This window comes from Sorangium sp. So ce204 (assembly GCF_051526795.1).
In the GTDB taxonomy this organism is placed as follows: Bacteria; Myxococcota_A; Polyangia; order Polyangiales; family Polyangiaceae; genus Sorangium; species Sorangium cellulosum_B.
This window is the reverse complement of the sequence record NZ_CP150317.1, coordinates 6,637,240-6,663,785: the sequence shown is the minus strand read 5'-3', so window position 1 is coordinate 6,663,785 and position 26,546 is coordinate 6,637,240. Positions and strand designations below refer to the sequence as shown.

Here is a 26,546-nt window from a genome sequence, read left to right as displayed (position 1 = left end):
CGCGGGGCCGAGGCGGCCGCGCTCGGCTCAGTACCGGTACTGCCAGAGCAGGTCGAGCATGCCCGAGGTCGCCTGGCGCGCGTCGACGCCCACCGTGCCGCGGAGCGTCCAGTGCTCGCTGAAGCGCCAGTCGATGGTGACCTCGGTCCGCGTGCCGCGCTCGCTCGCCGTCCCGCCGGGGGTCGGCCCGCTTGAGCCCGTCGCGGCGCTCTGCTGCGCGCCTTCCTGGAAGGTGGCCTGCGCCGTCAGGTTGTCGCTCAGCCGGTAGACCAGGCTCGTCCGCAGCGCGCCCTCCGAGGTCGTCCCGAACCGCGTCGTCAGCCCGCGCAGCGGCGCGATGCCGCTCAGCAGCGCGTTGAACTGCGCCGACGCGATCTCGCTGCCGACCGACGCCGCGACGCCGCCGGCCGCGAGGCCCGCGGGCGTCTGGGAGCCCGCGGCCTGCGCGCCCTCCGAGAAATCGGCGCCGAACAGGAGCCGCGCGAGGATGTCCTGCTGCGAGCTCGGCGGGCTCGAGGTGAAGCGCAGCGACCTGTCGGTGATGGGCCGGAGGTTGCCGTTGAAGGCGACGTGGATGCGCGTGCCGTCGGGGGCGTCCCAGTGCGCCGTGGCGTTCAGGTGCGGGTTCGACGCGTCCTCCTCGCGCAGGCGCACGCGCCCGCCCTCGATCTCGAACGCCTTGCCGTAGATCTCGAGCTCGCCCCGCGTGATCTCGATGCCGCCCGACACCCGCGTGTCCTCTCCGATCACGACGCGCGGCGGCGCGTCCTCGGCGCTCTGGAGGCGCAGCCGCAGCCCCGCGCCGCTGACGAACGCGTCGCGCACGTCGAACGTCGCGGAGTAGCGGAGCGCGTCCGCCGCGCGCCGCTGCTTCTCCGGCCCGAGCGGGTGCGAGACGGAGATGTCGGGGTTGTCGCCGAGCGGCTGGACGTCGCGGCTGCTCGTCGCCGGCAGCGAGACGCGGAGCGTGGGGACCGTCGCGTACAGGGCGAGCTCGCCCGGCTTCTTCTCCGCGATGAACGACAGCGCCCCGGAGGCGGTCCCGAGCGGCACCCCCTCGAGCGTGAGCGGGAGGGCCTGGTCCTCGGCGATCGTCAGCGCCCCGGCGCCGTCGCGCAGCGAAAGCCCGGCGAGCCGGAACAGGGCCCAGCCCTGCGCCATCCCGGTCGTGCCCGCCGCGCGGAAGCCCTCGAGCCGGACGACGCCGCCCTCGGCCGTGACGCGGGCGGCCACGTCGCGCAGCTCCTGCCCGAGCTCCGGGATGTGCACGACGCCGTCCCTGACCTCCAGCTGGGCGCGGAGGTTGCCGTCCGCGTCGGACGGGCCGCCGAGCTCGATGCGGAGGTCGCCGTCCAGCGTCCCATCGACCTTGCTCAGCAGGCCGCCGACAAGCGGCTGGAGCGCCGCGAGCCGGAAGCGCTCCGCGGAGATGGCGAGGTCCGTGCGCTCGCCGTCGAGGACCGGGATGAGCCCGCCGCGGAAGCGCACGCTGGCGAAGGCGTTCGCGCGGATCTTGCCGCCGCGCCGGCCCTCGAGGGCGAGCTCGGTGACGCGGAGGTGCCCGCGCCCGGCCTCGCGCATCGGGTCGATCCGCAGCGCGAGCACGCCGCGCTCGAAGGCGAGGTCGCTCCCGAGCGTGACGCCCGGCACCGTGAGGCGCGCCTTGAGCGACGGCGCGATGTTGAGGCCGCGCATCTCGATCTCGCCGCTCACGCGCCCGGCGATGCCGCTGTCGGCGAGCAGGGGGATCTCGCCGAGCGGGACCTCGCGCAGCGTCGCGCGGAAGGAGCCGGTCCACGCCGGGGGCGGAGGCGCGCCTTTGAGCGCGCGCGCCGGGACGTCCGCGAGCAGGCGCTCGAGCGGCGCGAGCACCTCGGCGCTCACGGTCGCGATCTCGGCCGCGCCGCGCGTGACGTGCGCGTCCAGCGTGGCCTTCTCGCTGTCGTACGTGAGCCAAGCGTCGAGATCGGTGGGGAACAGGAGATCCGTCGCGCTCGAGGCGCCCGGCGGCGCATAGGTCAAGCCCCACCAGAGGGTGCGCGCCGTCAGGAACGGACGCTCGATCGTGCCGTTTGCGTACGCGTCGATCCGCACCTCGCCGGCGAGCGGCGGGAGCGCCTCGCGCACGAACGAGGGCAGCGTGGCGAGCTGGTCCATCCCGCGCCGCGGGATGGAGGCGTGCGCGGCGATGGGCGAGCGCAGGAGCGACGACCAAAGGGCCGCGGGCGGCCCCGTGAGCGCCTCGAGATCGAGCTCGATCGCGCCGGAGACGTCGGCGAGCAGCCCGCCGTCGTACAGGGTCAGCGCGGCGTCCGCCTTGCCGGTCGCGCCGCTGAACGAGCCCTTGAGCTGCGCGTCGACGAAGCGCGACTCCCAGGCCGGGCGCTCGGCGCCCAGCCGATGAGGCCCGGCGACCGCGAGGCCGTGCGTCCGCACGAGCACGTCGTGCAGCGAAGGCAACGGATCGCCGGCCGCGCGCGACACCCCGAAGCTGGTCGTGAGCTTGCCGCGCACCTCGCTCACGATGTGCCCGATCGGCATGAGCTGCGCGAGGCAGCCGAGGTCCCAGTCGTCCGCGGCGACCTCGGCCTTCCCGACCAGGGTGGCCCAGGTCTCCGCGCGCAGGAGGGGCCCTTCCAGCGTGCCCTCGGCGCCGGACACACGCACGCTCGCGAGGGTGCCGGCGCACCGCGGCGGGGCGTCGTTCCAGGCGCCGTTCGGCGGCTGCCCGCCGTTCCCGTTCGGCTGCGGCGACTTCGCGTCGATGCGCACGGATCCGTCGGCCTTGACCTGGTCGCGCTCGAACGTCGCCGTGAGCTGCGCGGAGATGCCGGACAGGAACGCGAACTCGCCCCCCGTAAGGCCGAGCCGTACGTGGCCCGAGCGCCCGGTCTCGCGGTCCCGATCGAGCGCGACGTCGACCTCCGCGCGCCCGCGCACGCGGATCGGGATCCCGAGGATCCGGGCCAGGCGGCCGACGTCGATGCCGTCGCCCTGGAGGCGCCCGGTCACGTCATCGCCCCGCACCGCGAGCCGGCCCTTCAGCGAGCCGAGCTCGGTCGAGGAGAGATCGAGCCCCTCGACGGCGAGCCCGCCGGCCGAGGAGGTGATCGCCGTGATCTTCCCCGCGACCGCGGCGCCGTCGCGCTTCAGCTGGAGCTCGACGTCGCGGAGGGCGAGGGGCGTGGAGCTCAGCCGCGCGGAGGCGCTCAGGGCGTCGTCGCCGTCGGTGAGCGTCGCGCGGAGCCTCGGCGAGGCGAGCGGGCCGGAGATCTGCGCGGTGACCTCGTCGACGGTGTGGCCGCCGGCGAGCGCCTCCTTCCCGGAGAGCGAGGCGTCGATCGAGAGCGCGTCGATCGGCCCGGAGACCCGCCCCGCGACGCGCGCGCTGGCGAGCGCGACGTCCTGGCCGACCCGGAGCCCGGCGAACGCGCCTTCGACGCGCGCGTCGAGCGCTCCCCCGCGCAGGCTCCCCTCGACGCGCACGCGGCCGGCGCCGTCGACGGGCCCGGCGAGGCGCGGCGCCGCGGCGATCGCCGGGATGTCGGCCGTCGCCGCGAAGCGGAGGCCCTGCCCGCCCGGCAGGAGGGAGACGGCGGCGTCGATCGGCGCGCCCGGCTCGTGGAGGTGCGCGCGCGCGTGGAGCTCGCCGCGGTCGAGCACGAGGTGGACGTCCGCCGCCGGCACGCGCTGCCCGAGCAGCGCGGTGGGCTCGGTCCGCGCCTCGACGGAGAGCCGGAGCAGGTCGCCGAGCTCGACGCGCACCCGGCCGTCCGCGGTGATCAAGGGCGCCGGATCGGAGCCGCGCTCCGGCGCGGGCTTCGCCGCGGCAGCGCGGAGCCGGGCGGGCGCAACGCGGGGCAGGGAGGGCGCGGCGTGGGTCGGGGTGGGTACGGCGCGGGGTCGGGCGGGCGCGGCCGGTGCGGGCGCCGCGCCGGCCGGTGCGGGCGCCGCGCCGGCCGGTGCGGGCGCCGCGCCGGCCGGTGCGGGCGCCGCGCCGCTCGCCGCATCGGGCGAGAGGCGCACGCCGAAGAGCCGCAGATCGACGTCGCGCGCCTGGACCTCCGCGTCGAGCCGCACAGGCCCCGCCACGTCGAGCCGCCCGGTGAGGGCGAGGCCGCCGCCCGCGGGGCCGGCAGGATCCGCCGAGGCCGACGCCACCACGTCGAGCCGAGGGAGGTGGCCGTTCACGGCCACGCGCGCGGAGATGGGCTCGGTGAGGGGGTGATCCGGGAGGAGGCTCCGCAGCTGCTCCGGCGTGGCGCGCGGGACGCTCGCCTGCGCCTCGAGGTGCTCCCCGTCGAGCACGGCCCGCGCGGTGACCTCGACGTCGGCGAGCCGACCGGCGAAGCTGCTCCACATCCGGACCTCGGCCCCGGCGCGGAGGTGGTAGTTCGCCGTGCCCGCCGTCCTGGCCGGCAGGAACGCGCGATCCACGAGGCCCGTCTGATCGACGTCGACCGCGACGCCCTCCGGGCCGACGTGCACCGACCCGAAGAGCCGGCTGACATCGGCGTCCAGGGCGCGCGGCGGAGCGACCTGCCCGTGGACCCACCCGCGCCCGATCTCGACGTGCGAGAGGGCGACGACGACGTCGCGCGGAGGCCCCTCGGGCCTGGACGAGGGCGGGCTTCGCGGCGGCAGCGGCGTGAACGTGTCGCCGAGGGTGACGCCCCCCGCGCCGTTGTCCTGGACCAGCACGTCGGCCTGCTCGACCCGGATGTACGGGACCTCGATGCGGAGCGCGCCCGCGCCGAAGAGCGCGCCGCGGAGCATCGCGAGCACGTCGGCGCGCGCCTCGAGGCCGCTCGCGCGGATCACCTTGTTCCCGCGTGGATCGAGCGCGACCGCGGAACGGATCCGCACGCCGCCCAGGCCGAGCGCGTCGATCTCGTCAGCGACGATCCGCCCCTGGAACAGCGAGCCGAGGAGCCGGTTCGTGGCGTCGCGGGCCACGCGGCGCGCGGCGGGCGTGTCGAGGTGGAGCGCGACGCCCACGGCCGCGGCGCCCGCGAACGTCAGCGTGAGCCCGAGCGCCGCCGCGACGGCGGACGCGGCGCGGCGCGCGCGTCCCGGCGCGCGCGGCGGGCGCGGTGGGCGCGTCGGCGAGGAGCGCCGCGCCTCGTCGGGTGCGGGGTCGGGCGTCACGGCGGGTAGCTTAGTACGCACGGGGCGCGGCGACCGTGCTGGCGCGCGGCGTGACGGCTGGCGGCGGAGGAACGCCGCGCCGCCGGGTCGAGCTCCGCGGGGGCGCGTCCGAGCCGGATCCACGCGCGCCGCAGGGGAGTCCTCGCCGGAGCGCCGCGACCTGCGACACGCCGCCACGATGTGCGCCCGGGGCGCGCCGGCGCGGAGCGGTCAGCCGGCGAGCCGCTCGAGCTCCACGAAGAGCGTGCCGAGCTCCGGCTTCGATCGGAGCGGCGCGCAGAAGCGGCTGGCCAGGTGGAGCAGCTCGGCGTCGAGCTGATCGACCCTCCGCCCGATCTCGGCGATGCGCTCCTGGGACTCCCGGCGCCGCGCCTCGAGCTGCCGGTCGAGCTCTTCGAGGCGCTCGCGCAGCTTCTTGATCTGCGCGTCCACCTCGGCCACCTCGTGCTCGCGGGCGATCGCCTCGCTCTCCGCCTCGTAGTCCGCCTTGCGCGACGCGTACCAGCCCTCGACGAGCTCGGCGAGCTTGCGGTAGCTGGCGGCGAGCTCGAGGTAGGGCTCGGCGAACCCGCACCGGCCCTCCCAGCGCACGGCCTCCTTGTGCGCGATCAGCACCTCGGGGACGAACGCCTGCGTCGCCGCGCTGAGCGGCGCCACCCTGGCGCGGAACGACCGCGCCTCCTCGCGCGTGAGCGAGGCGTCGACCGTGAGCGCGTCCATCGCCCGCCCGATCTGCATCCGGCCGTCGCGCCACTCCTCGGCGACGCCCTCGAGGCGCCGCTGCTCGTCGAGGGCCCTCGAGCGGAGGTCGGCGTGCTCCCGCACGACGCCGCGCAGCGCCTCGAGCTGCCGCTGGATCTCCCCCGGCGCCGACGCGCCGAACGCGCGGGCCGTCATCCGCTCGAACAGCTCGAGCCGGCTGACCCAGGGATCGCGCCCGGCGCCCCTCGAGCGCACCGCCGAGTCGCGCGGCATCGCCTCCGGCGGCGGGGGGAGCGCGATCCGGCCCGCGGCCGCGATCTCCTCGAGCTCCGCGAGCACGCGGTACGCGTCGACGGGGCGCTCGGAGGGCTCCTTCGCCATCAGGGCGCTGACGAGGCGGTCGAGCGCGTCCGGCATCTCCGGAGCCAGCTCCTTGAGGTGCGGCGGCTGCTCGTTCATGTGCTTCAGGATCCAGCTCGCCGGATCCGGGGCGTCGAACGGCAGCCGCTGCGTGATCATCTCGAACATGATGACCCCGAGCGAGTAGAGGTCCGCCGGGGGGCCAGCGTCGATCGTCGTGCTGCGCTCTGGCGCCATGTACTGCGGTGTGCCGAAGATCTCGCCGAGGTTCGTGAGGCGCGCGTCCTGCGCGCAGCGGGCGATGCCGAAGTCGAGGAGCTTCACCCAGTCGCCCTTCATCAGGAACACGTTCTCCGGCTTGAGATCGCGGTGCACGACGTCGAAGTCGTGCGCTCGGCCGAGGGCGCGCGCCATCTGCACCCAGATGGGCAGGGCCCGCGCGAGCGGCACCCGGCTGCGCTCCACGACGTCGGCGAGGCTCGTCCCCTGGAGCAGCTCCATCACCAGGAAGGGCAGCCCGTCGTCGGTGTCGCCCTGATCGAAGATCTCGATGATGTTCGGGTGCGCGAGGCGCTGCGCGTGCCGCGCCTCGCGCCGGAAGCGCTCCCGCGTCGTCGTGTCCTGCGCGAACTCGCGGTTCAGGATCTTGATGGCGCACGGGGTGCCGATCAGCTTGTTGTATGCCCTGTAGACCGTGGCCATCCCGCCGATCCCGAGGCCCTGCTCGATGACGTACCGGCCAGCGATCGACGTCCCGATGCGGGGATCCTTCTCGGAGACGAGCGACGAGCCGTCGATGAAGCAGAAGGCGCTGTCGGCCGGGTAACGCTGATGGCACTGCGGGCAGGTCTTCATAGCGGGCACGTCGGCTGCAAGGCTACACTCTACGGGGGGCCGCTCTCGAGGGTCAACGCTCGGCGCGCGCCTCGGCGCTTTGTCGATCGTGGTGTGCTGCGCCGCCTTGCCCTGCGTGATTCCGCGTAGCCCGGTGTCTCCTCGCGCGGCCCCGCGTCCTCCCACGTGGCTCACGCGCCTCCTCGCATCCCGCGGCCTCCCCTCGCGTGGCCTCGCGCCTGCCAGCGTCTCCTGGCGCCTGCCAGCGTGATTCCAGCGCGGTTTCCGCGTGATTGCCGGTGGCGCGGCGCGCGCCGCGCGGGCTCTCCGCGATATGTTCTCGTGACGTCATGGACGAGGCTCCCTTGCGCGCGGTGGTGATCGGCTCTGGCGTCGGCGGCGCTGCCGCGGCGCTCCTCCTTGCGCACGCCGGCATCCCCACCCTGCTCGTCGAGAAGGAGCGCCGGCTGGGCGGATCCTCTGCCGCTTACGAGAGGGACGGCTTCCGTATCGACACAGCCACGCACATGCTCGGCTGCGGCGAGCAAGGCCCGCTCGGCGACGTGCTCCGCCGCGTGGGCCAGGGCGACGCGGTCACCTTCCAGCAGAGCGACGAGCCGGCGGCGCTCTGCTTCACGGGCGCCCGCGCCGGGACCGCGCGCGCTCGCCGCGTCGTCCTGCGGGCAGATCTCCTCCGGCTCGCCGGGACCGCCCTGGATCTCGCGCGCGGCCTCGACCTCACCCCGCTGGAGGCCGCGGGCGCCGCGCGTCTCTTCGCGCACGCGGCGGCGATGCGCGACGTCGATCTGGCCGCGTGCGACGACGTGACGGCCGAGGCGTACGTGGCCCGCTTCATCCCGCGCGCCGCGGCCGCCGCTCGGCTCGGCGGGCTGCTTGGCCTGCCGCTGCTGCTGCCAGGAGCCGAGGCGTCCGCGGGCGAGGCGCTGTTCTCCTTGCGCCGGCTCGCCCGCGCCGGCCGGCAGCGTTATCCCGAGGGAGGTGCCTCGCGGATCCCCGAGGTCTTCTGCCGCCTGGCCCGGGAGCTCGGCGCTGCCGTGTGGACGGGCGCGACCGTGCGCCGCGTGCTGGTGCGCGATCGTCGCGTGCAGGGCGTCGAGCTCGAGGACGGAACGGCGCTCCCCGCGCGCATCGTTGTGAGCGCGGCCGGGCTCCTGCGCACCGTGTCGGGCCTCGTTGGCGAGCCGCACTTCCCCGACGCCTACGTGGCGCGCGTCCGTGCGATCGCGCCTCGGCCGAGGCTGGTCGAGGTCAAGATCGGGCTGCGCAGGCGGCTCGTCCCGGCGGGCGCGCTCGCCGGTCTCGCCGGCGGCGCCGGCGCGCCAGCGTTTCCATTCTACTGCCTCGCGCCGACGCGCTTCGACCCGTCGCTCGCGCCGCCTGGGCATGAGCTCCTCTGCGCGTGCGCCGTACCGGGGGGGAGCGGCGGCGCCTCGCGCGGCGGACCCGGCGCGACGGTCGACGATCTCTTGCGCGCGCTGTCGGCGGCGGTGCCCGGTGTGCTCTCCCAGGCGATCTTCGTCGACGGATCATCCCCGGACGGAGGCGGAGATGCGTGCGCTCCGGGCGGCGAGCTCGCGTCGGGGACGGCGCAGACGCCTGGCCAGGTCGGCCGCGCGCGGCCGGCGGTGTACACGCCCGTGAGGGGGCTGTACCTCGCGGGGCGCGCGGCCGGCGGGCGCGGCGCGGGGATGGATCTCGCCGCCTCGAGCGCGATGGAGTGCGTCGACCGCATCCTCGTCGATCTCGGCCGCGATCTCGGCGCGCCCGCCCCGCCCGCGCTGCTCGACATCGCGAGCGATCTGCTCGGGCGCGCCGCGGGCTCCACCGCATCGTGGCTCACCCGCCCCCGCTAGAGCGAGCGGCGGTCACCCGCTTCGGATACGGGCCCACCTCGACGTTTTTGGTGCTCAGCGCACCGGAGTGCGCTTCCGCGCCGAAAACGCCGATCTGGGCCCGTCTCCTGTGCGGGTGACCGCCGCTCTGCTGTCGCTCTGCTTGGTGAAGAGGGGGGCGGAAGACGCGCTGGACCGCGGTTCAGCGCGTGGTCGTGGTGCCGCGGTTGCTCCGCGCGAGCGCGTCGAGCGGCAGCTTCTGATCCTCGAACACGGCATCTAGCTCCTCGCTGCCCCGCTCTCGCACGCCGGAGCGCGGCGACAGCTCGGGGCGCACCGAGGACGCCGGGGCCATCCGCGCCGACAGGGGGCCCATCGTCTTGATCGACGGCGGGGGCTCGGCGCTCGAGGGCGTGCCGGGCGGGACGGAGCGCACCGAGGCGGGCGAGCTCGCCATCGTGCGCAAGGACGGCGGGCTCGGCAGGCTGCGCCTGGAGGACGGCGGCCCTGCCGGCGCGCTCGACGGCGTCGGCGTGGGTCGACGCGCCGCAGGGCCCCCCGGCAGAGGGCGCGACGAGGGGACCGGCGGCACGCTCGGCTGCGCGCGCGTCGACGGAGGTGGACCCGACAGGAGCTGCGAGCGCATCGACGGAGGCGGGCTCGACAGGGGCTCGGGGCGCGACGGCGGAGGCAGGCTCGACAGGCGGCCGCCCCCGGCGCCCTCCGCATACGCATAGGCGGGGCTCGAGAGCGGGCGGGCGGAGGGCGGCGGTGCCGATGGCGACCCGCCCGGCGCGAACGCGCTCGGCTGCGTGCGCGCCAGCGGCGGCGCGGAGGGCACCGACGGCGGGGAGCGGAACGAAGGCGGCGCGCTCGACGGGGGCACCGGCGTGAGCGCGTGGCTCGCGAGGGGCGCCCGGGCCGACAGCGGAGCGGCGGAGCGCGCCGATGGCGGCGGCAGCGTGCTCTGGCTCGTCGACCTGTCGCGGACCTGCGGCGCGAGGCGAGAATCCGCGCTCGCGCCCGCCCGCTGCGGTGCGCGGGAGTCCGCGCCCGAGGCCGCCTTGTGGCCGAAGGTCTCGCTGCGCTGCGCCCCGATCATCGTGTAGCGCCCGCCTCCCTCGTCGCGCCGACCCGCGTCGCGCGGCGCGTTCATCTCGCGCGTCTCGCGCAGCGCGCCGTGCAGCATCGCCTCGAGCTCTCGCTCGCTGACCTCCTCATCGAGCCGCAGCAGCGTCGAGTGGACGTCCCGGGCGAGCGCCTCGAAATCGGCAGGATCCCTCGCGTAGATGCTGTTGGACAGGAGGATCGCGAGCGGCCGCCGCTCGGCGGCGATCGTCGCGGCGGTGGCCGCGTCGCAGCGGTGCAGGAGCACCCCGCAGCCCGGCGCCACCGCGAGGCACAGGCTGAAGAGCGCCGGCCACGCGGGATCAAGGACCACAAGAATGCTGGGCACATGAAGCGGGGTTGCGGTGATCTGCGCGCGGCGGTCCATGGCAGCCCGAGGATAAACGAAACTGCCCGAGCGATCGTAGTTCTCTTTCTCTGAATCGGTCATTTTTACTCTGCTTGTACATTCCGCGTACATTCCGCGTACGTTCTGCGATGAGGCCAGTGGCGTCGATCTCCTACAGCTCGATTGCGTGTGCGCCATTCATTGCGGCGTCGCGTCATCACGTCGTCGCGTCACGGCGTCGTCGTCGTGACATCGACCTTTCGGCTCCCGCGTCCACCCGGTGCGCGTCCTGCTCCGGGCGGGGCGCGCGCGCCGCGCTCCCCCGCCCGGTCGAGCGGCGGAGGGCGCGCGGCGCGGCAACGCCGGTATCGCGGTGGGCGTCGTGGGCTCGGTGGACGCCGGGAGACGACGTGGTGTGATGTCTGCGCGGCGCCGCCCCGCCCGGCGGCGCCGCGATCACAGCCCGGTATAGATGGTGGCGAAGGAGGCCGCCTCGCCGCGGAGGAGCAGGCTGAGCCGCGGGTTCGGCACCTTGAAGGTGTGAATCTTGGCGTTCCGCACGTCGAGCACCGCGAAGGCGCCGCCCGGCGTGCTCTCCGCGAGCCCGTTCATGAGCAGGTTCAGCACGACCGAGACGCGCTTGGACGACAGGGGCTCCCCGCGGAAATACATCTTGATGACATGCGGCGTCCCATCGATGACGAGCCCGAGCTCCGGGTTGACGTTGATCTCGAGATCGCCGAGGCGGTACGTCGACGCCGGCGGCTCGAACCACGTCATCCTCGTCGAGGCGAGGAACTTGCGATATCCGTTCACCACCGACGGGTAGATGCGGCGGCGCCGCTCGTCGTGCTGCGCGGCGAGGAAGCCGTCGAGCACGCTGGTGGGCTTTCCGCTCCTGTGCATGTCGACGATCGCCTCTCGCACCTGCCTGTAAAAGTCCGTGTGGAGCTCGTCCTTCCGCTCCTTGAACTCCCTGACGCCCGTCAGCTTGGGCGTCCCGGCCTTGAGAACGAAGTCGACAAAGTACGTGAGCGAGATCTTTTCCATGAAGTCTCCTCCAAAACGAAGCATTCGGGCGCGCCATTTACACGCTCGTGCGAGAGACACGCCGTCGCGCCGCGTTCTTGATGTCTACCATGGATAGTCATCTTCGACCCGTCGGGAAAGGGATCGATCGGACGGACATTGTCCCAACCCGTCAGGGGCGGACGGCGGTGCCTGCGACCGTGATAATCATTGTAATTTCGTATGTTTACGTGTGTCGCCGGGCGCCGGTTCACCCTGCGGCGCGGCGTTCCGCTAGGCTGTGCGAATGGCCATGACGAGACGCGGCGCGCGCGGCGAAGGTAATCGACAGAATCCAGCTGTCGTCCAGGGGATGTCCTGTGGAGAACGCCTGTGGAGAACTGGAGAGCAAGGGGCGTTATCGAGGTGTCGACCCGGTGGGACATGGTCTGTCATAACCGCGCCCTCCCTGGCGCTTGACGCGGCTCGCGGGCGGGGGATCGCGCCGGACGCTGCCCCTCGCGCAGGCCGATCCGCGGAGCGGCGCCGGCCCGGCGGGGTGCGTCGATGATGCACGTCAGGCCGGAGCGCGCGGGCGATGAAGCGGGGATCCGCGCCGTTCACCTCGCCGCGTTTCCCTCGACGCTCGAGGCGGATCTCGTGGACAGGCTGCGGGACGCGGGGCGCGCGGCCGTCTCGCTGGTCGCGGAGACGGACACCGGCATCGTCGGACATGTCCTGTTCAGCCCCGTGACGATCGCCGGCGACGGCGTCCCCGGCAAAGGCGTCGGCCTCGCGCCGCTCGCGGTCTCGCCTGCGCTCGCGGGCCGCGGCATCGGCTCCGCGCTGGCGCGGCGGGGGATCGCGGCGTGCAGGGACGCCGGCTTCGCGTTCGCCGTCGTCCTCGGAGCGCCCGAGTACTACGCTCGGTTCGGGTTCGAGAAGGCCAGCCTGTACGGCCTCGGCAACGAGTACGCGGCGGACGAGGCGTTCATGGCGATCGAGCTCGCGCAGGGCGCGCTGGAGCGCGCCCGAGGCGTGGTCATCTACAGCCCCGAGTTCGGCGTCTTCACGACCTGAGCCCGAGTCCGGTCTTCACGGCCTGAGCTCGCGTCCTCTCCGCCGGATCGCCCGCCGCCGTCCGGCTCAGGGGGGCGCGGCGGACCTGTCCGGCGCTGTCGCCGCGCGCCACGCGGCGACAGCGTCGAGGCCGTGCTCGCCGAAGCGAGGCGCGTAGTCCCGCTCCACGGCGCGCTCGAGGATCTCGCCGTACCGCGCGGGCGGCATCAGGCCCCAGGCGCGGTCGTCGTCGGACATCGCCGCGCGCCTCGCGCCGCCAGGGGGCATGTAGCTCCTGCGAAGCCGCGTGAACATGGCGTGGAGCTCGCGCTCGACCAGCTGCCGCACGGCCGGCGCGCACGGCTGCTCGAGCAGGTAACGGAGCAGCGTCCAGCCGAAGTCGCGGTGCCGCACCTCGTCGCGCAGGATGCGATCGAGCGCCCGGCGCGCGACAGGCACGGTGCACCCCTCGCGGAGCACCTTGAAGAGCGGGACCGCGACCGTCTCCCCCAGGCAGAACACCTCCACGCCCGCCCGGGCGACGGACATCTCGAGCGGCTCGTCTCCGCTGCTCCTGAGCCCGAGCGTCTCGCGGCGGAGCGCCGGCAAGGCGCCGCCGCCCGCGCGGGCGTGGACGCGATGGCTGAGGCGCGCGTGCGCGAGCTCGTCCTTGACGATGCGGAGGCCGTCGTCGATGAGATCCGGCGACGCGCCCATCTGGATCAGCCAGAGCGTGAGGTGCTGCGTGATCGCCGCCGAGCGGTACTCGGCCTCGACGCGCCGCCCCCACTCGGCGCGCACCGCGTCGCTCGCGGGAGGGAGGGGGGCGCGCTGCCCGCGCGGCGCCTCCGCGTCAGCGTCGCTGTCCTGCTCTGCGTCGGAGGCGTCCGTCATGGGATCACGCTAGGCGGGGAGTCCGGGGGCGGCAAGACGGGAGACGGGCGCTCGCCGCCCCTGGACGAGCTCACGGCGACGCGCTCGGGCGCCCGCCAGGCGGCGCGCACACCTGGATGGTCGAGCCGCACGCGTCACAGGCCTGCTTGTAACAGGGGTTGATGACGAGCTCCTGGCAGCGCGTCCCGCCCGGACACGCCTCGTCGACCTCGCAACCCTGGCTCGGGAAGCAGCCTGCCTCGGCCAGCACGGGTGTCGTCGACGCGTCGCCGCAGCCCGGCGTGAGCCAGCGACACGCCGGCCCGAGGTTTTCGCACGCGTCCTCGGTGGCGGCGTTGAGACAGACGGCGGGGGGCGGCGGGTTGCAGAAGACCTCGGCCACCTGCCAGCTCCAGGTGTCCTTCTGCTGAACGCACATGGCCTGGGTCGGCATCGGGCCGCAGCCGGTCATCATCTCGTAGGGGCAGGGCCCGCTCGCCGCCGCGCAGGGATCCCCGTCCGTCGGCATCACCTCGGGACACACCGGCGCCGGCGGGTTGCAAGCCGCCGAGATCGGTTCGGACCACGTGCCGTCGTCACCGCAGCTCACCACCGCAGGGCAACCGGTGGCGTCATAGTGGCAGGTCGTCCCGGGCTCCGCGCAGGCGCCGCCGGCCTTCGGCACCTCCACGGGGCACTCCGGCGGCGGCGGGTTGCAGGCCGGCGAGATCGGCTCGGACCACGTGCCGTCGTCACCGCACGTCACCACCGAGGGGCAACCGGTGGTGTCATAGTGGCAGGTCTTCCCGCGCTCCTCGCAGGCGCTGCCGGCCTTCGGCACCTCCGCGGGGCACTCCGGCGGCGGCGGGTTGCAGGCCACCGTGGGTCCCTCAATCCACTCCCCGCTCACACACGTGCTGTCGATCGGGAGGCCGCACGACTCCTTACCATAGTTGCACGTGAGGCCGTCGTCCTCGCAGCTCGAGCCGACCTCCGGCGCCGACTCGGGACAGCTGCCGCTCGTCACCGTGGGATTGCACCCCGGCAGGGCCACCGCGCCCGCGAGCGAGGCCGCCGCGGCGACGGTCACGATGAACGGCGCCTTCAGCACCTTTCGCTTCTTCTGCATGGCCATGGTTCGATCCGTCCTTTCTTTTGGCACAGGTTGGCGCAAGGTTCCGTTCTCGCGCGCTCCAAGGCTGGGTCGAGCAAGCGAGGTGCCAGGGCGATCCATGGCGGGCCCGGAGGCGAGGTTTGTCAGCAGGAAAGGAAAATGACGCTCCGAGTGTGTGTTTCACCGCGCTCGTGGGAGCCCGCGAGCGCTCTCGCGCTCGGGCCATGAGCCGATTCAGCGGCAGGCGCTGATGCGACGGCGGGACGGCGGCCCGCTACGGCCCCGCCGGCGGGCGCGCTCGCGCGACGGACGGATCACCGGGGCGCGGCCGTCATCGAGGCGTGGCCGCGGGCGGCCGGGGCAGCGGGGTCGGCCGCTGCATGATCGCCTGGCGGCTCGTCACGTCGCTGAGCATCAGCGTGAGCATCAGGCCGACGAGGAGCGCCGCCACGATCATGGGGAGGGCGTTCGTGAAGCGCTGCTCGATGAGGTGCATGAAGAAGAGCAGCACGAGCAGCGTCTTCACCGTGGCGATGAGCAGCGCCGCGACGACGTCGGCCGCGCCGAGGTGGGCCAGCGAGAGGAGGTACGACGCGAGCGTCAGCCCCATCAGGAGGAGCCAGACGATCACGTAGGTCCGCGAGGAGAGGTGCTTGACGGTCATGGGCGCAACGTGCCGTTAGCGGTGCATCAGTGCATCAGGTAGAGCATCGGCCAGAGGAATATCCAGATCACGTCGACCAGGTGCCAGTAGAGGCCGCCGAGCTCGATGTGCGTGTCGTTGCCCGCGCCGTACCGGCGCCGGAAGCACCCCCACGTGAGCCAGCCGAGGACCACGAGCCCCGCCGTGACGTGGATCGCATGGAGCCCGGTCGTCAGGAAATAGAGGGTGAAGAACATCTTCGCGCCGGCATACGGGAGCTCCTCGAAGCGGTAGGCCGCGCCGGGGAAGATCCCCTCGTGGAAGTGCTGGGTGTACTCGACGCCCTTCAGCACGAGGAAGGCGAGGCCGAGCGCGATGGCGCCGAGCAGGAGGCGGCCGGCCATCGTGGGCCGGTCGAGGCGCACGGCGTAGACGCTCAGCGCGACGAGCAGGCTGCTCGTCAGGAGGATCGCGGTGTTCGCGGTCCCGATGACGGCGTTGTTGTGCGCGACGCCGGCGCTGAACTCGTGGCCGAAGACCGCGCGGTAGGAGGCGTAGAGGGCGAAGAGCCCGGCGAAGAGCAGGACCTCGCTGGCGAGGAAGATCCACATGCCGAAATGCGCGGCGTGGGTCTGCTTCTCGAGATCCTCGAACTGCATGGCCAGCCGCGCCGGCGCGAGCTGCTCAGCGGGCGGTTGAGACTCGGGCATGGGCTTCCTCTTCGGTCAGGTGGTAGTCGTACGGGCCGCGATCGATGACCGGCGTCACGGGGAAGTTGTGCTCCGGCGGGACGGGCGGCGTCATCCACTCGTAGCTCCGGGACCTCCATGGATTGGCGCTGGCGCGCGGCCCCCAGCGCAGGGCGATGAGGAGGTTCACCAGCGCGAGCACGAGCGCGCCCGCGAGCAGGTAGGCCCCGCCCGTCGAGAGGACGTTCAGCCACTGGTACTCCGCCGGATAGCTGTAATAGCGGCGCGGCATCCCGGCGTTGCCCGCCAGGAACTGGGGGAGGAACGTCAGGATGAACCCAAGGAACACCCCGAACGACGTGAGCAGCCCCATCGGCTCCGAGTAGGCGCGGCCGAACATCTTGGGGAACCAGTAGTGCGCCGCCGCGAGGAACGCGGTGAGCGTGCCGCCCACCATGATGAAATGGAAGTGGGCGACGACGAAATAGGTGTCGTGCCAGTGGACGTCGAGCGACTGCGTGGCCACGGCGACGCCGGTCATGCCGCCGAAGACGAAGAGGAACAGGAACCAGAAGAAATAGAGCATCGGGGTGTTGAACTGGATGGCCCCCTTGTGCAGCGTCGCCACCCAGGTGAAGACCTTGATGGCGGAGAAGATCGCGATGAACATCGAGAACGCGCCGAAGATCCCGGCGTCGAGCTCGCTCATCCCGGCCACGAACATGTGGTGCCCCCACCCCGCGAACCCGATCAACGCGATGCCGAACGACGAGAGGGCGATCGCCCAGTAGGACGCCGGCTGCCGCTGCGCGAAGGTGCAGACCACCTCGCTGATGACCCCGAGCGCCGGGAGCACCATGATGTAGACGGCAGGGTGGGAGTAGAACCAGAACAGGTGCTGGAACAGCACGGGATCGCCGCCGAGCGTCGGATCGAAGACGCCGAAATGGTAGATGTGGTCCAGCCCGACGAGCAGGATCGTCAGGCCGAGGACGGGCGTCGCGAGCAGCATGATGATGCTCGTGCTGTAGATGGCCCACACGAAGAGCGGCACGCGTCCCCAGCTGATCCCGCGGGCGCGCATCGTGTGGGTCGTGGCGATGAAGTTCACCGCCGTCATGATCGACGAGGCGCCGAGGATGAAGATGCCGATCACGACCGGGAGGACGCCCGCGGGCGTCGTCGTGTTGTACGGCGGGTAGAACGTCCAGCCGGTGTCGGCGCCCCCGGCGATCGTCGCCGCCAGCGTGATGACGGCGCCGATCGCGTAGACGTAGAGGCTCGCCAGGTTGAGGCGCGGGAAGGCGAGATCCTTGGCGCCGATCATGAGCGGGAGGACGAAGTTCCCGAAGATGTTCGGGATCGACGGGATCATGAAGAGCCAGACCATGACCACGCCGTGGAGCGTGAACATGCGGTTATAGACCGCCGCGCTGATCACGGTGGGCCCGGGGGTCAGGAGCTCGGTCCGGAGGACCAGCGCGAAGGCGCCGCCGAGCAGGAGCATCAGCGCCACGAGCACGTAGAACATGATCCCGATGCGCTTGTGATCGGTCGTGAGCAGCCACGACCGCACGCCCGCGCCGGCGCGGAGATAATCGACCTCGTGCGCGCCGTGGACGGGCGCTGTCCCCTCGACCTCGTGGGCGATCATGGCGCTACCCCCTCCGGCGTGACGCTGCTCCCAGGGACCCCGCCGTCCCACGGCACGTCGGGGCCGTGAGGGACGTCGCGGATCGATTTCATGAGCTCGATGATCGCGGCGACGTCGGGCGGCGCGATCTGTCCGAGATAGGACGGCATGACCGGCGGGAACCCGCGGTGCAGCGCGGCGAGCGGATCCATGATCGACTCCGTGATGTAGGCCTCGTCGGCGGCGCGCTCGCCGCCGGACTCGAGCGGCACGACAGCGCGGTAGAGCCCGGCCCAGCTCGGGCCGACGTGCGGTGTTCCGTCGAGGGTGTGGCAGCGGAGGCAGCCGTGCTTCGCGGCGGCGCGCTCGCCGCGGCTCGGCATCGTCGGCTCCGCCTCGGCGAGCTCGTTCTCCGCCTCGGCGGCGGCCTCCTGCGCGAACGCCGGGGCGCTCGCCAGGCCGCCCGCGAGCCAGCGCTCGTAGTCGACCGGGTCGAGCGCGATCACCTGGCCGCGCATCTCGGAGTGGCTCGTGCCGCAGAACTCCGTGCAGAGGATGGGGTAAGCGCCGGGCTCGTTCGCCTCGAACCAGGCCGTGGTGTACCGGCCAGGGATGACGTCCTGCTTGATGCGGAACGCGGGCACGTAGAAGCTGTGGATGACGTCGCGCGACGTCATGATGAGCCGGACCGGCCTGTGCGCGGGGACGTAGAGCACCGAGATCTCGCTGTCTCCCCCCGGATAGCCGAACTTCCACATCCACTGCTTCCCCGTGACATAGACGTCGAGCGCGTCGTCCGGCGCCGTGCGCAGGTCGGCGAACTGGCGCGTGCCGATGGTCCAGAACGTGAGGAAGAGGAAGCCCAGCGCGAAGAGCGACACCGTCTCGAGGAAGAGCGCCGGCCGCGCGAACACCCCGGGGTGCGGCCGCGGCGTGTCCTGGAGCCGCCGGCGATAGCGGATCAGGAAATACCCGCCGATGAGCGTGATGAGGGCGGCGCCGCCCATCGTCACCAGGATGACGAAGTAGTGCAGCCCGTCGATCTCGCGGGCCAGCGAGGAGCGCTGCTCGGGCAAGAAGAGCAGCTGGCGCAAGAGCTCGTTCATCGCGCGCGCTCCTGTCTCCTGCGCCGCCGCCCTTGCCAGCCGAAGAAGGCGACCACCGCGGCGACCCAGGTCAGGATGGCGGCCCCGCCGAGCCTCAGGAAGCCGGCCACATAAGGGCCGTACCGGCGGCTCGCGGGGTCGTAGCGATAACACGTCATGAGCACGCGCTCGAGCGGGGTGCCTATCTGCCCCCGGCTCGCCTCGAGGAGCGAGAGGCGGAGATCGAGGGGGGAGAACTCGATGCCATAGAGGATCCGCGAGATGCGGCCCTCGGGCGTGAGGACGAAGACGGCGGCGGGGTGCGCGTACTGCTCCGTCCGGGGGTCGTACGCGAACCGGAAGCCGAGATCGCCGGCGAGCGCGCGGATCTCGGGCAGCGCGCCGGTCAGGAAGGGCCAGGTCTCCGGCGTCGGCGCGCCGGCCAGGCCGAGGGCCGACAGCGCGGCTGTCCTCTTCCGAGCCGCCGTGGCCGGGGTGTCCCGCGGATCGAAGCTCACCGTGAGCGCGCGGTAGTCCTCGCCCAGCCGGTAATCGAGCTTCGCCATGCCGGCGACCAGGCCGCGCAGCACGAGGCCGCAGAGCGTCGGGCAGCGGTAATAGGCGAGGACCAGGAGGACCGGCCGCCGCCCGTCGAAGTGCTCGGCGAGCGGGGCGCGCCGCCCGTCCATGTCGGTGAAGTGGAGCGCCGTGCCGATGGCGCTCCCGAGGCGCTCCTCGATGTCGGCCTCGCGCGCGGCGGGCGGGAGCGACGGCGGATCGGCGGCGGCCGCGATCGGCGCGCGCGCGAGCACGAGCGCGAGGAACGCCGTCGTGGACAGGTGTTGCATCCTCATCAGCGGCTCTCCTCCACGACGAGATTCATCGCGTCCTCGATCGGGATCTGCGCGAGCCCGCGGCTGCGGTCGACCCAGCCGAAGCGGCCGAGCTCCTCGCGCTTCCGGCGGTTCAGCGCCGTACCGACGCCCTCTTCGCCCATCTCCTCGCGCCGGAAGATGCGCTGATCCACCCCGGCCACCTCGCCGCGCGGCAGGGAGATCTCACGGCCGCGCTCGGCGCTCCTCCCCGCGGGGCGGAGCTCCGCCTCGCGCCCGCGCATGAGCATCCAGGCCCAGAGCCCCAGGACGATGAAGATCACGACGACGGCGAGCGCGACGGCGAGGATCGTCTTCCACTGGACGACATCCTCTTCCTGGTGCACGTCGGGGCGGCGATAGTTGGACGTCATACGCTCTCGTAGCGGAAGGCGGCCGGCAGCGCCGGGTCGTTGACGGGGACGAGCGGCTTGCCGCGCACCCGCAGCACGGTGAACGCGACGCACGAGCCGACCACGGCGAGGAGCGCCGCCGCGTCGAGCCAGTGGAACGGCGCGCGAGCGCCGGGCGCCTCGGGCGCGACGAGCCAGTGCATGTCGAGGTAATGCGCGACGAAGATCCAGGCGGCGACGGCCGACAGCCAGGCCGGGCGCCGCTTGATCCTGTAGTTGAGCAGGATCAGGAAGGGGATCACGAACCGCGTGAGCACGAGGATGAGAGACACGACCGCCCACGGGCCGTGGGAGCGGAGGACGTAGAACTCCACCTCTTCGGGCCTGTTCGCGATCCATATCAGCAGGAGCTGGAAGAACGCGGCGTAGGCCCAGAAGATGGTGAACGCGAGGAGGAGCCGGCCGAGCGCGTAGTAGTGCGACGCGTTCAGCCCGGGCAGGAGCCCGGCGCGCTCGGCGGCGAACGCGAGCACCGTGAGCAGCGCGATCGACGCGACGAAGCCGCCGGCGAACACGTAGACGGGGAACATCGTCGACACCCACGTCGGCGCGAGGGACATGAGCCAGTCGAAGGCCGCGAACGAGAGCGTGAGCGCGACGGGCGGGAGGCCGGCGACGCTGATCACGCGGAGACGCCGGCTGTCCGCGAGCGCCGGGGTCGCGTCGCCCTGGATCGAGCCGCGCCGGAGCAGGGCGCCGAAGACGAGCCACACCGTGAAGTAGATCCCCGTCCTCACGAGGAAGAAGGGGAGGTTCAGGTAAGGCGTCTTGTGGAGCACGATGGATCGGACGTGCTCGTCGGGGATCGACTCGGGGCGGAGCCACTCCCCGTAGAGCGCACCGAGGCCGAACAGGAGCGGGACGAACAGCGCGCAGAGGAGCGGCAGCGTCCCGACGATCGCCTCCGCGAGGCGGCGGACGGCCACAGGCCATGTCGCGGCCATGGCGTGGCAGATCATGAGAAACAGGAGCGCCCCGACCGCCGTGGTCACGGCGAAGGCGTAGGCCGCGAGGTAGGCGTAGAAGAGCCGCTCCCGATCCACGAACGCGCCGACGACGAGGAGCAGGGCGCCGAGGAGCGCGAGGCCGAGGGACCTCGACACGATCGCGCGGCCGCCCCGGAAGATGGGGAATCGCCGGTTCACTGGAGCTCCTTCCGGGCGCGCTCGCGGAGGGGCGGGGGGAGCGCGTCGAGCGCGGTGGCGCGGCTCTTCCCGAGTGCCTTCACATAGCCCACGATCGCCCAGCGCTCCATCAGCGGGACCTGCGTCTCGTACGAGCGCATGAGGCCGTAGCCCTCGACGATGACCCGGTAGATGCGGCCGGGCGGGAACGCCTGCACGCGCGGGTCGACGAGGGACGGCGGGCGCCGCAGCGTCATGTTGCGCGCGACCTCCGACTCGCCATCTCCGGCGACCCCGTGGCAGGCGGCGCAGTGGATCTCGAAGCGCTCCTTCCCGTACTGGAGCAGCTCGATGGTCACCGGGACCGGGATGCGCGCCACGTACGTTTCGCCCGTGAACCCGTGGGTGAGCCCGGGAGCGCCGGTCACGCGGTCGCTCGGCACGGCGCCCGCCGGCGGGTGGCGCATGGCCGAGCCGTCGTCGAAGAGGTCTGTCGGCTGGTAGGGCGCGAAGCGCCGCTGCCTGAGCATGCGCTCGAGATCCAAGAGGTCAGCGTCGCCGGGCTCGGCGTCGGCGGTGGTCACCGGCGTGCACGAGAGGCAGAGCGCCGCGGCCAGGCAGGAGAGCGAGAGGAGCCGTCCGCGCGTCATGAGCGCTCCTTTCCGTTCTTTCCGGCCCAGGCCACGGTGACGGCGCCGAGATCGGTGAGATCTCGCTCGGTGATGGGGCTGATGAGCGCTGGATCGCGGGCGTCGATGCCGACCCAGAACCGATCGATGGAGGCGCGCTCGAACCCGGGGACGTCGAACACAGGGTGCCAGAGCTCGGGCAGCCGCGAGAGGACGAGCAGCACGACGAACCCGGTGAGGGCGGCCGAGAGCACCATCATCTCGAAGGTGATCGGTATGAAGGCCAGGGCCGCGTGCGCGGGCCGCCCGCCCACGATGAGCGGGTAGTCGAACGCATTGCAGAACCACTGGACGAGGTAGCCGCCCGCGGTGCCCGCGAGCGCGAAGGGCAGGATGATCCAGTTGAGCGGCGAGCGGCGGAGCCCGAGCGCCTCGTCGATGCCGTGGATCGGGTACGGCGTGAACGCGTCGAGCCGCCGGTATCCCCGGCTCCTGAGCTCCGCGATCGCCCGGAGCATCGCCTCGGGCGTCTCGAACTCGGCGAGCAATCCTCTCCTCATCTCAGTGATCCTCCTTGTGGCTGAGCTCGTGGTTCAGCTCCTTGACCTCGGCCACGGGGATGAACGGGAAGAGGCGGAGGAAGATCAGGACGAGCAGCAGGAAGAAGCAGATCGTCCCGATGAACATCGAGATATCGACGAACGTCGGGTGGTAGGCGTGCCACGCCGACGGGATGAACTCGCGCTGCAGCCCCATGACGATGATCACGAACCGCTCGGACCACATCCCGACGTTCACGAGGATCGAGATGACCCAGAGCAAGGGCATGTTCCTCCGGACCCGCGGGAACCAGAGCAGCTGGGGGACGAGCACGTTGCAGATCATCTGCGCCCAGAAGATCGCGGCGTTCGGCCCGGCGGGGCGCGCGACGAAGAACTGGTGGATCTCGTACGCCGATCCGCTGTACCAGGCGGCGAAGAGCTCGATGATGTACGCGTAGATGACGATCCAGGCGGTGACGAGCGCCAGCTTGCTCAGGTTGTCGATGTGGCGCTGGGTGACGACGTTCCCCAGGTGGAAGATGCGGCGCGCCGGGATGAGCAGCGTCAGCACCATCGCGAACCCGGAGAAGATGGCCCCGGCGACGAAGAACGGGGGGAAGATGGTCGAGTGCCAGCCCGGGACGAGCGCCATCGCGAAATCGGTGCTCACGATCGAGTGCACCGAGAGCACGAGCGGCGTCGCGAGCCCGGCGAGCAACCCGTAGAGGAGCCGGTAGTGACGGAAGGTGGCGGCGGAGCCGCGCCAGCCGAGCGACAGGACGCCGTAGACGACCCGGCGGAGGCGGTTCGGAGCCCGGTCGCGGAGGGCCGCGAAGTCGGGGACGAGCCCGATGTACCAGAAGACGAGAGAGACAGTGAAGTACGTGAACACGGCCGCGGCGTCCCACGGCAGCGCGCTCTTGAACTGGGGCCATACCCTCAGGGTCGCGGGGTAGGGGACGAGCCAGTAGGCGAACCACGGCCGGCCGAGGTGCAGGAGCGGAAAGAGGCCCGCCTGGACGACGGCGAAGAGGGTCATCGCCTCGGCGAACCGGTTGATGCTCGTGCGCCAGCGCTGCTCCAGGAGGAGCAGGATCGCGGAGATGAACGTCCCCGCGTGGCCGATGCCGATCCAGAACACGAAGTTGATGATCCCGAACGCCCAGCCCACCGGGATGTTGTTTCCCCAGACACCGATGCCGGTGGTGACGGTGTAGAGGACGGCGAGCGCGAGCACGACCGTCCCGGCGCCGGTCAGGGCGAACGCCGCCCACCACAGCCTGGACCGCGGCTTCCAGACGACCGACAGGAGCTCTTCGGAGAGCTGCTCGTCGGTCGGCCGGCCGAGGATGAGGGGCTCCGTCACGGCTCGTCGAGCTCCGGGTTCTTGTTGTCGACGCGCGCGAGGTACATGGTCCTCGGCCGGGTGCCCTGGTCGTGGAGCACCGCGTAGCTCCGCGGCTCGCCCCGCCACGCCACCATCGCTGTCTCTCCGTGCGCGAGGGAGCCGAACTGGATCGCCTGCGTCGGACAGGCCTGCTGGCACGCGGTGACGACCTCTCCGGGGCGGATCGCGCGGTCTTCCACCCGCGCGGCGATCTCCGCCCGGCGGATCCGCTGGACGCAATAGGTGCACTTCTCCATCACGCCGCGCTCCCGCACCGTCACGTCGGGGTTGCGCTGGAGCTTCGTGAGCCCCGTGTTGTACGCGCGGAGCTCGCCGTAATCGAACCAGTTGAAGCGGCGGACCTTGTACGGGCAGTTGTTCGAGCAGAACCGCGTCCCGACGCAGCGGTTGTACGTCATCTCGTTGAGCCCGTCGGGGCTGTGCGTCGTCGCGTTCACGGGACACACGTACTCGCACGGCGCCTTCTCGCAGTGCTGGCACAGCATGGGCTGGTGGACGACGGCCGGGGCGCTCGGGTCTCGCGGGTTGTCCACCACGTACGTGTCGATGCGGAGCCAGTGCATCTCGCGGCTGTTCAGGACCTCCTCCTTGCCCACCACGACGACGTTGTTCTCGGCCTGGCACGCGGCGACGCACGCGCTGCAGCCGGTGCAGATCGTGAGATCGATCGTCATGGCCCATTGGTCCTTCGGCGCCCCGGGGGGAGGCATCGGGGGCATGAGGGACGGCTGTGGCCCCTTGAGCGCCTCCGTGAAGCCGGGGTGCTCGCGGTAGACGGCGAGGGGGACCGAGAGCGCTATGGGGCGCCCCTCCAGGCTCCAGTGCCGCTGCGTCAGGGCGAGCTTGTGCTTCTGGTCCGGCCGCTTCGTCACCGAGACGCCTGCCGCGAAGAAGGGCGCGGCCGTGGTGCGGAGCCGGTACGCGTCGGACCCCACCCCCGCGGCGATCGACTCGGCGCCGCTGCGCCCGTAACCGAGCGAGAGCGACACCGTGCCGTCGGCGTGCCCCGGCGCGACGAGGACCGGTATCGACATCGTTCGCCCCCCGAGCTCGAGATCGACGACATCCTCGCTCTCGAGGCCGAGCGCCTTCGCCGTCGCCGGGCTGAGCAGCGCGGCGTTGTCCCAGGTGAGCTTGGTCATGGGATCGGGCAGCTCGAGGAGCCACGGGTTGTTGGCGAACCGGCCGTCATAGACGCTCGCGTCGGCCGAGAAGGCGACCTCGATGGCGTCCGCCTTCGGCGGGGCCGCCGCCACGAGCTGCGCGAGCGCCGCGGTCACCCCGTCGAGCCGCAGCTTGGCGTCCTCGCGCGGGGCCGCGGTGCCCTCGACGAGCCCGCGCCGGAGCGCGTCCTCCCAGAACGCATCGAAATCGGCGCCGCCCCGGCGCGCGGCCCAGGCGTCGCGCACGAGGTCGCGCGCGCTCTTCTGCGTCTCGCCCGCGAACACCGCGAGCACCTCGGCGGCGGTCCTGCCCTGGAAGAGCGGCTCGATGAGCGGCTGGATCAGCGAGCTCGTGCCGTCGTACGCGCGCGCGTCTCCCCAGGCCTCGAGATCGTGCGCGGCGGGAACGAACCAGTCGCAGCCCGCGGCGGTCTCGTCCTCGTAGAGCCCGAGGTAGACCCGGCTCGGGACGGAGGGGAGCCGCGCCGCGAGCTCGAGATCCGCGGGCGCCGTGTACACCACGTTGCTCTCGAGGAGCACGAGGGTATCGACGGCGCCGCGGCGGAGCTCCTCGGCGAGCGCCATGAGGTCCTGCTCGGCGGCGCCCGCCGTGATCAAGGTCCCCGCGGTGGTCCACGCCGCGCGGTCGTTGCCGAGCGCCGCGTTCATGAGGTGCGCGAGCGCGTGCACCCCGGGAGGCTGCCGCTCCCCCGCGACGACGACGCTCGCCGCGCCCCCGCGCGCGAGGTCGCGCGCCACCGCCCGGGCGAAGCGCCTCTCCGCCTCGCTGACCCGCGCCCGGAGCGGATCGAGCGCGCCGAGCGCCTGGGGAGGCATGAGCCCCGGGCGAGCGCCCCCGCTCAGGAGCAGCTCGGCCGCGATCGCCGCGGCGATCGCCGGCACGTCGCTCGGCCGCTTGCGCAGGCGGTGATCGGCCATGCTCCCCGTCGGGGTCAGCCCGGGCTCGATCACATAGAGCCGGTTCATGGTGCCTGTCGGCGAGCCGATGCGCCTGCGCTCCGCGAACTGGCGCGAATACCGCACGCTGAACGGCATCGACGCGAGGAAGTCGGCGTCGAGCGCGAGGATGACGTCGGCTGTCCGGAAGTCGTACTGCGCCTGGAGCGGAGCGCCGAAGGCGAGCTCGGCCCCGCGCGCCGGGTGCGCCGACCGAGCGGGCGCGTGGAACGTGAACCGGGCCGCCGGATAGCGCGCCTTCACGCGGCCGATGAGGTCGAGGAGGAGCGGAGAGCCGGTGGGCCGAAGGACGAACCGGAGCCCGGCGCCGCGATCGCTCCGGGCGCCCTCGAACTGCTGGACGAACGCGCGCCACGTCGCCGGGGCCGCGCCGCGGCGCGCCGCGCGCGCGCGGTGCTGATCGTAGAGGCCGAGCACCGACGCTTGCTCGTAGGCGCCGGTCGCGCCGAGGCTCGCCGGGTGCAGCGGATTGCCCTCGACCTTCGTCGGCCGCCCCTCGTGGCTCTCGACGAGGACGCCCGTCGCGAACCCGTCGAGATCCAGGCTGGTGGCGTAATACCGGAGCACGCCCGGCGTCACCTCGGGCGGCGTCGTCACGTAAGGGACGATGTTGTCCCCAGCCCTCGCTCTGCACCCGGACACGCCGGCGAGCGCCATGCTCGCGCCGAGGAGCTCGAGCCAGCGCCGCCGGCTCATCGTGGCCGGAGCGCCCGCGCCCGCCGGGAGCTCCCGCGCCGCGGCCTCGAGGAGCTCTGGTGACTCGAGGAGCTCCGCGAGGCTGCGCCAGTACGCTTTACCCGTCTTGCCGTCGAGCGCGGCGCTCCACGGGATCTGTTTCTGATCAGCCATCGTCCCTCTTCAGGTCATCGTTGGATCCGCGCCGCCGCCCTGACGGCGCTCCGCTGCTGGCCGCCCATGGCCCCTCGTCCTCTCGCGCTCTCGTAGGTGTCCTGGTCGCTC

General features: G+C 72.5%; 19 protein-coding genes. 2 read left to right on the top strand and 17 right to left on the bottom strand.

Translation table 11 applies throughout. The annotated features are described in order from the left end of the window. Positions 1 to 27 precede the first annotated feature (27 nt). Positions 28 to 5,148: a translocation/assembly module TamB domain-containing protein gene (locus WMF22_RS24800; protein WP_438037213.1), complete on the bottom strand. Its 5,121-nt coding sequence runs from the start codon at positions 5,146 to 5,148 to the stop codon at positions 28 to 30. 210 nt (positions 5,149 to 5,358) lie between these two features. Continuing rightward, entirely contained in the window at positions 5,359 to 7,065 is a 1,707-nt protein-coding gene (locus tag WMF22_RS24795) for a protein kinase domain-containing protein (protein WP_437292479.1), read from the bottom strand. Between the two features lie 329 nt (positions 7,066 to 7,394). Between WMF22_RS24795 and WMF22_RS24790 the strand changes: the two genes are divergently transcribed. After that, positions 7,395 to 8,918, top strand: coding sequence for a phytoene desaturase family protein (locus tag WMF22_RS24790; RefSeq protein ID WP_438037212.1), 1,524 nt, complete (start codon positions 7,395 to 7,397; stop codon positions 8,916 to 8,918). 181 nt (positions 8,919 to 9,099) lie between these two features. Here the strand turns inward: WMF22_RS24790 and WMF22_RS24785 are convergent, their stop codons facing one another. Together WMF22_RS24785 and WMF22_RS24780 are read right to left on the bottom strand one after the other, a co-directional pair. Continuing rightward, positions 9,100 to 10,455 carry a hypothetical protein gene (locus WMF22_RS24785; RefSeq protein ID WP_438037211.1) on the bottom strand — a complete coding sequence of 452 codons (1,356 nt, stop codon included), beginning with the start codon at positions 10,453 to 10,455 and terminating at the stop codon, positions 9,100 to 9,102. A gap of 354 nt (positions 10,456 to 10,809) precedes the next feature. Then, positions 10,810 to 11,403: a hypothetical protein gene (locus WMF22_RS24780; RefSeq protein ID WP_012237163.1), complete on the bottom strand. Its 594-nt coding sequence runs from the start codon at positions 11,401 to 11,403 to the stop codon at positions 10,810 to 10,812. A gap of 525 nt (positions 11,404 to 11,928) precedes the next feature. Between WMF22_RS24780 and WMF22_RS24775 the strand changes: the two genes are divergently transcribed. Next, positions 11,929 to 12,441, top strand: coding sequence for a GNAT family N-acetyltransferase (locus WMF22_RS24775; RefSeq protein ID WP_437292476.1), 513 nt, complete (start codon positions 11,929 to 11,931; stop codon positions 12,439 to 12,441). Between the two features lie 66 nt (positions 12,442 to 12,507). Here WMF22_RS24775 and WMF22_RS24770 read toward each other — a convergent pair whose 3' ends face one another. The 13 genes from WMF22_RS24770 to WMF22_RS24710 form a co-directional block, all read right to left on the bottom strand. Beyond that, positions 12,508 to 13,314: a ferritin-like domain-containing protein gene (locus WMF22_RS24770; RefSeq protein WP_437292475.1), complete on the bottom strand. Its 807-nt coding sequence runs from the start codon at positions 13,312 to 13,314 to the stop codon at positions 12,508 to 12,510. A 70-nt stretch (positions 13,315 to 13,384) separates the two neighbouring features. Further along, the gene (locus WMF22_RS24765) at positions 13,385 to 14,422 is read right to left on the bottom strand and encodes a hypothetical protein (RefSeq protein ID WP_437292474.1); all 1,038 of its coding nucleotides are present in this window, start codon (positions 14,420 to 14,422) and stop codon (positions 13,385 to 13,387) included. A 316-nt stretch (positions 14,423 to 14,738) separates the two neighbouring features. After that, positions 14,739 to 15,071: a cytochrome C oxidase subunit IV family protein gene (locus tag WMF22_RS24760; RefSeq protein ID WP_437292473.1), complete on the bottom strand. Its 333-nt coding sequence runs from the start codon at positions 15,069 to 15,071 to the stop codon at positions 14,739 to 14,741. A 26-nt stretch (positions 15,072 to 15,097) separates the two neighbouring features. After that, entirely contained in the window at positions 15,098 to 15,760 is a 663-nt protein-coding gene (locus WMF22_RS24755; RefSeq protein WP_438037210.1) for a cytochrome c oxidase subunit 3, read from the bottom strand. Further along, positions 15,735 to 17,393 (bottom strand): cytochrome c oxidase subunit I, encoded by a 1,659-nt coding sequence (locus WMF22_RS24750; RefSeq protein ID WP_438037209.1) that lies wholly within the window; start codon positions 17,391 to 17,393, stop codon positions 15,735 to 15,737. Before WMF22_RS24750 ends, WMF22_RS24755 begins: the two co-directional genes overlap by 26 nt. Next, complete coding sequence (gene coxB, locus WMF22_RS24745; protein WP_437292470.1) at positions 17,390 to 18,478, bottom strand: cytochrome c oxidase subunit II; 1,089 nt, start codon at positions 18,476 to 18,478, stop codon at positions 17,390 to 17,392. The genes WMF22_RS24750 and coxB overlap by 4 nt, the downstream gene beginning before the upstream one ends. After that, the gene (locus tag WMF22_RS24740; protein WP_438037208.1) at positions 18,475 to 19,311 is read right to left on the bottom strand and encodes an SCO family protein; all 837 of its coding nucleotides are present in this window, start codon (positions 19,309 to 19,311) and stop codon (positions 18,475 to 18,477) included. Before WMF22_RS24740 ends, coxB begins: the two co-directional genes overlap by 4 nt. Beyond that, positions 19,311 to 19,703 carry a hypothetical protein gene (locus WMF22_RS24735; protein ID WP_437292468.1) on the bottom strand — a complete coding sequence of 131 codons (393 nt, stop codon included), beginning with the start codon at positions 19,701 to 19,703 and terminating at the stop codon, positions 19,311 to 19,313. The genes WMF22_RS24740 and WMF22_RS24735 overlap by 1 nt, the downstream gene beginning before the upstream one ends. Then, a complete protein-coding gene (locus WMF22_RS24730; protein ID WP_437292467.1) occupies positions 19,700 to 20,887 on the bottom strand; it encodes a hypothetical protein in 1,188 nt (395 codons plus the stop codon). Before WMF22_RS24730 ends, WMF22_RS24735 begins: the two co-directional genes overlap by 4 nt. After that, on the bottom strand, positions 20,884 to 21,516 hold the full coding sequence (locus WMF22_RS24725; protein WP_437292466.1) for a c-type cytochrome: 633 nt from the start codon (positions 21,514 to 21,516) through the stop codon (positions 20,884 to 20,886). Before WMF22_RS24725 ends, WMF22_RS24730 begins: the two co-directional genes overlap by 4 nt. After that, entirely contained in the window at positions 21,513 to 22,055 is a 543-nt protein-coding gene (locus WMF22_RS24720; RefSeq protein WP_437292465.1) for a DUF3341 domain-containing protein, read from the bottom strand. Before WMF22_RS24720 ends, WMF22_RS24725 begins: the two co-directional genes overlap by 4 nt. A gap of 1 nt (position 22,056) precedes the next feature. Further along, a complete protein-coding gene (nrfD, locus tag WMF22_RS24715) occupies positions 22,057 to 23,403 on the bottom strand; it encodes an NrfD/PsrC family molybdoenzyme membrane anchor subunit (protein WP_437292464.1) in 1,347 nt (448 codons plus the stop codon). Beyond that, entirely contained in the window at positions 23,400 to 26,435 is a 3,036-nt protein-coding gene (locus WMF22_RS24710) for a TAT-variant-translocated molybdopterin oxidoreductase (protein WP_438037207.1), read from the bottom strand. The genes nrfD and WMF22_RS24710 overlap by 4 nt, the downstream gene beginning before the upstream one ends. Positions 26,436 to 26,546: the final 111 nt, after the last annotated feature.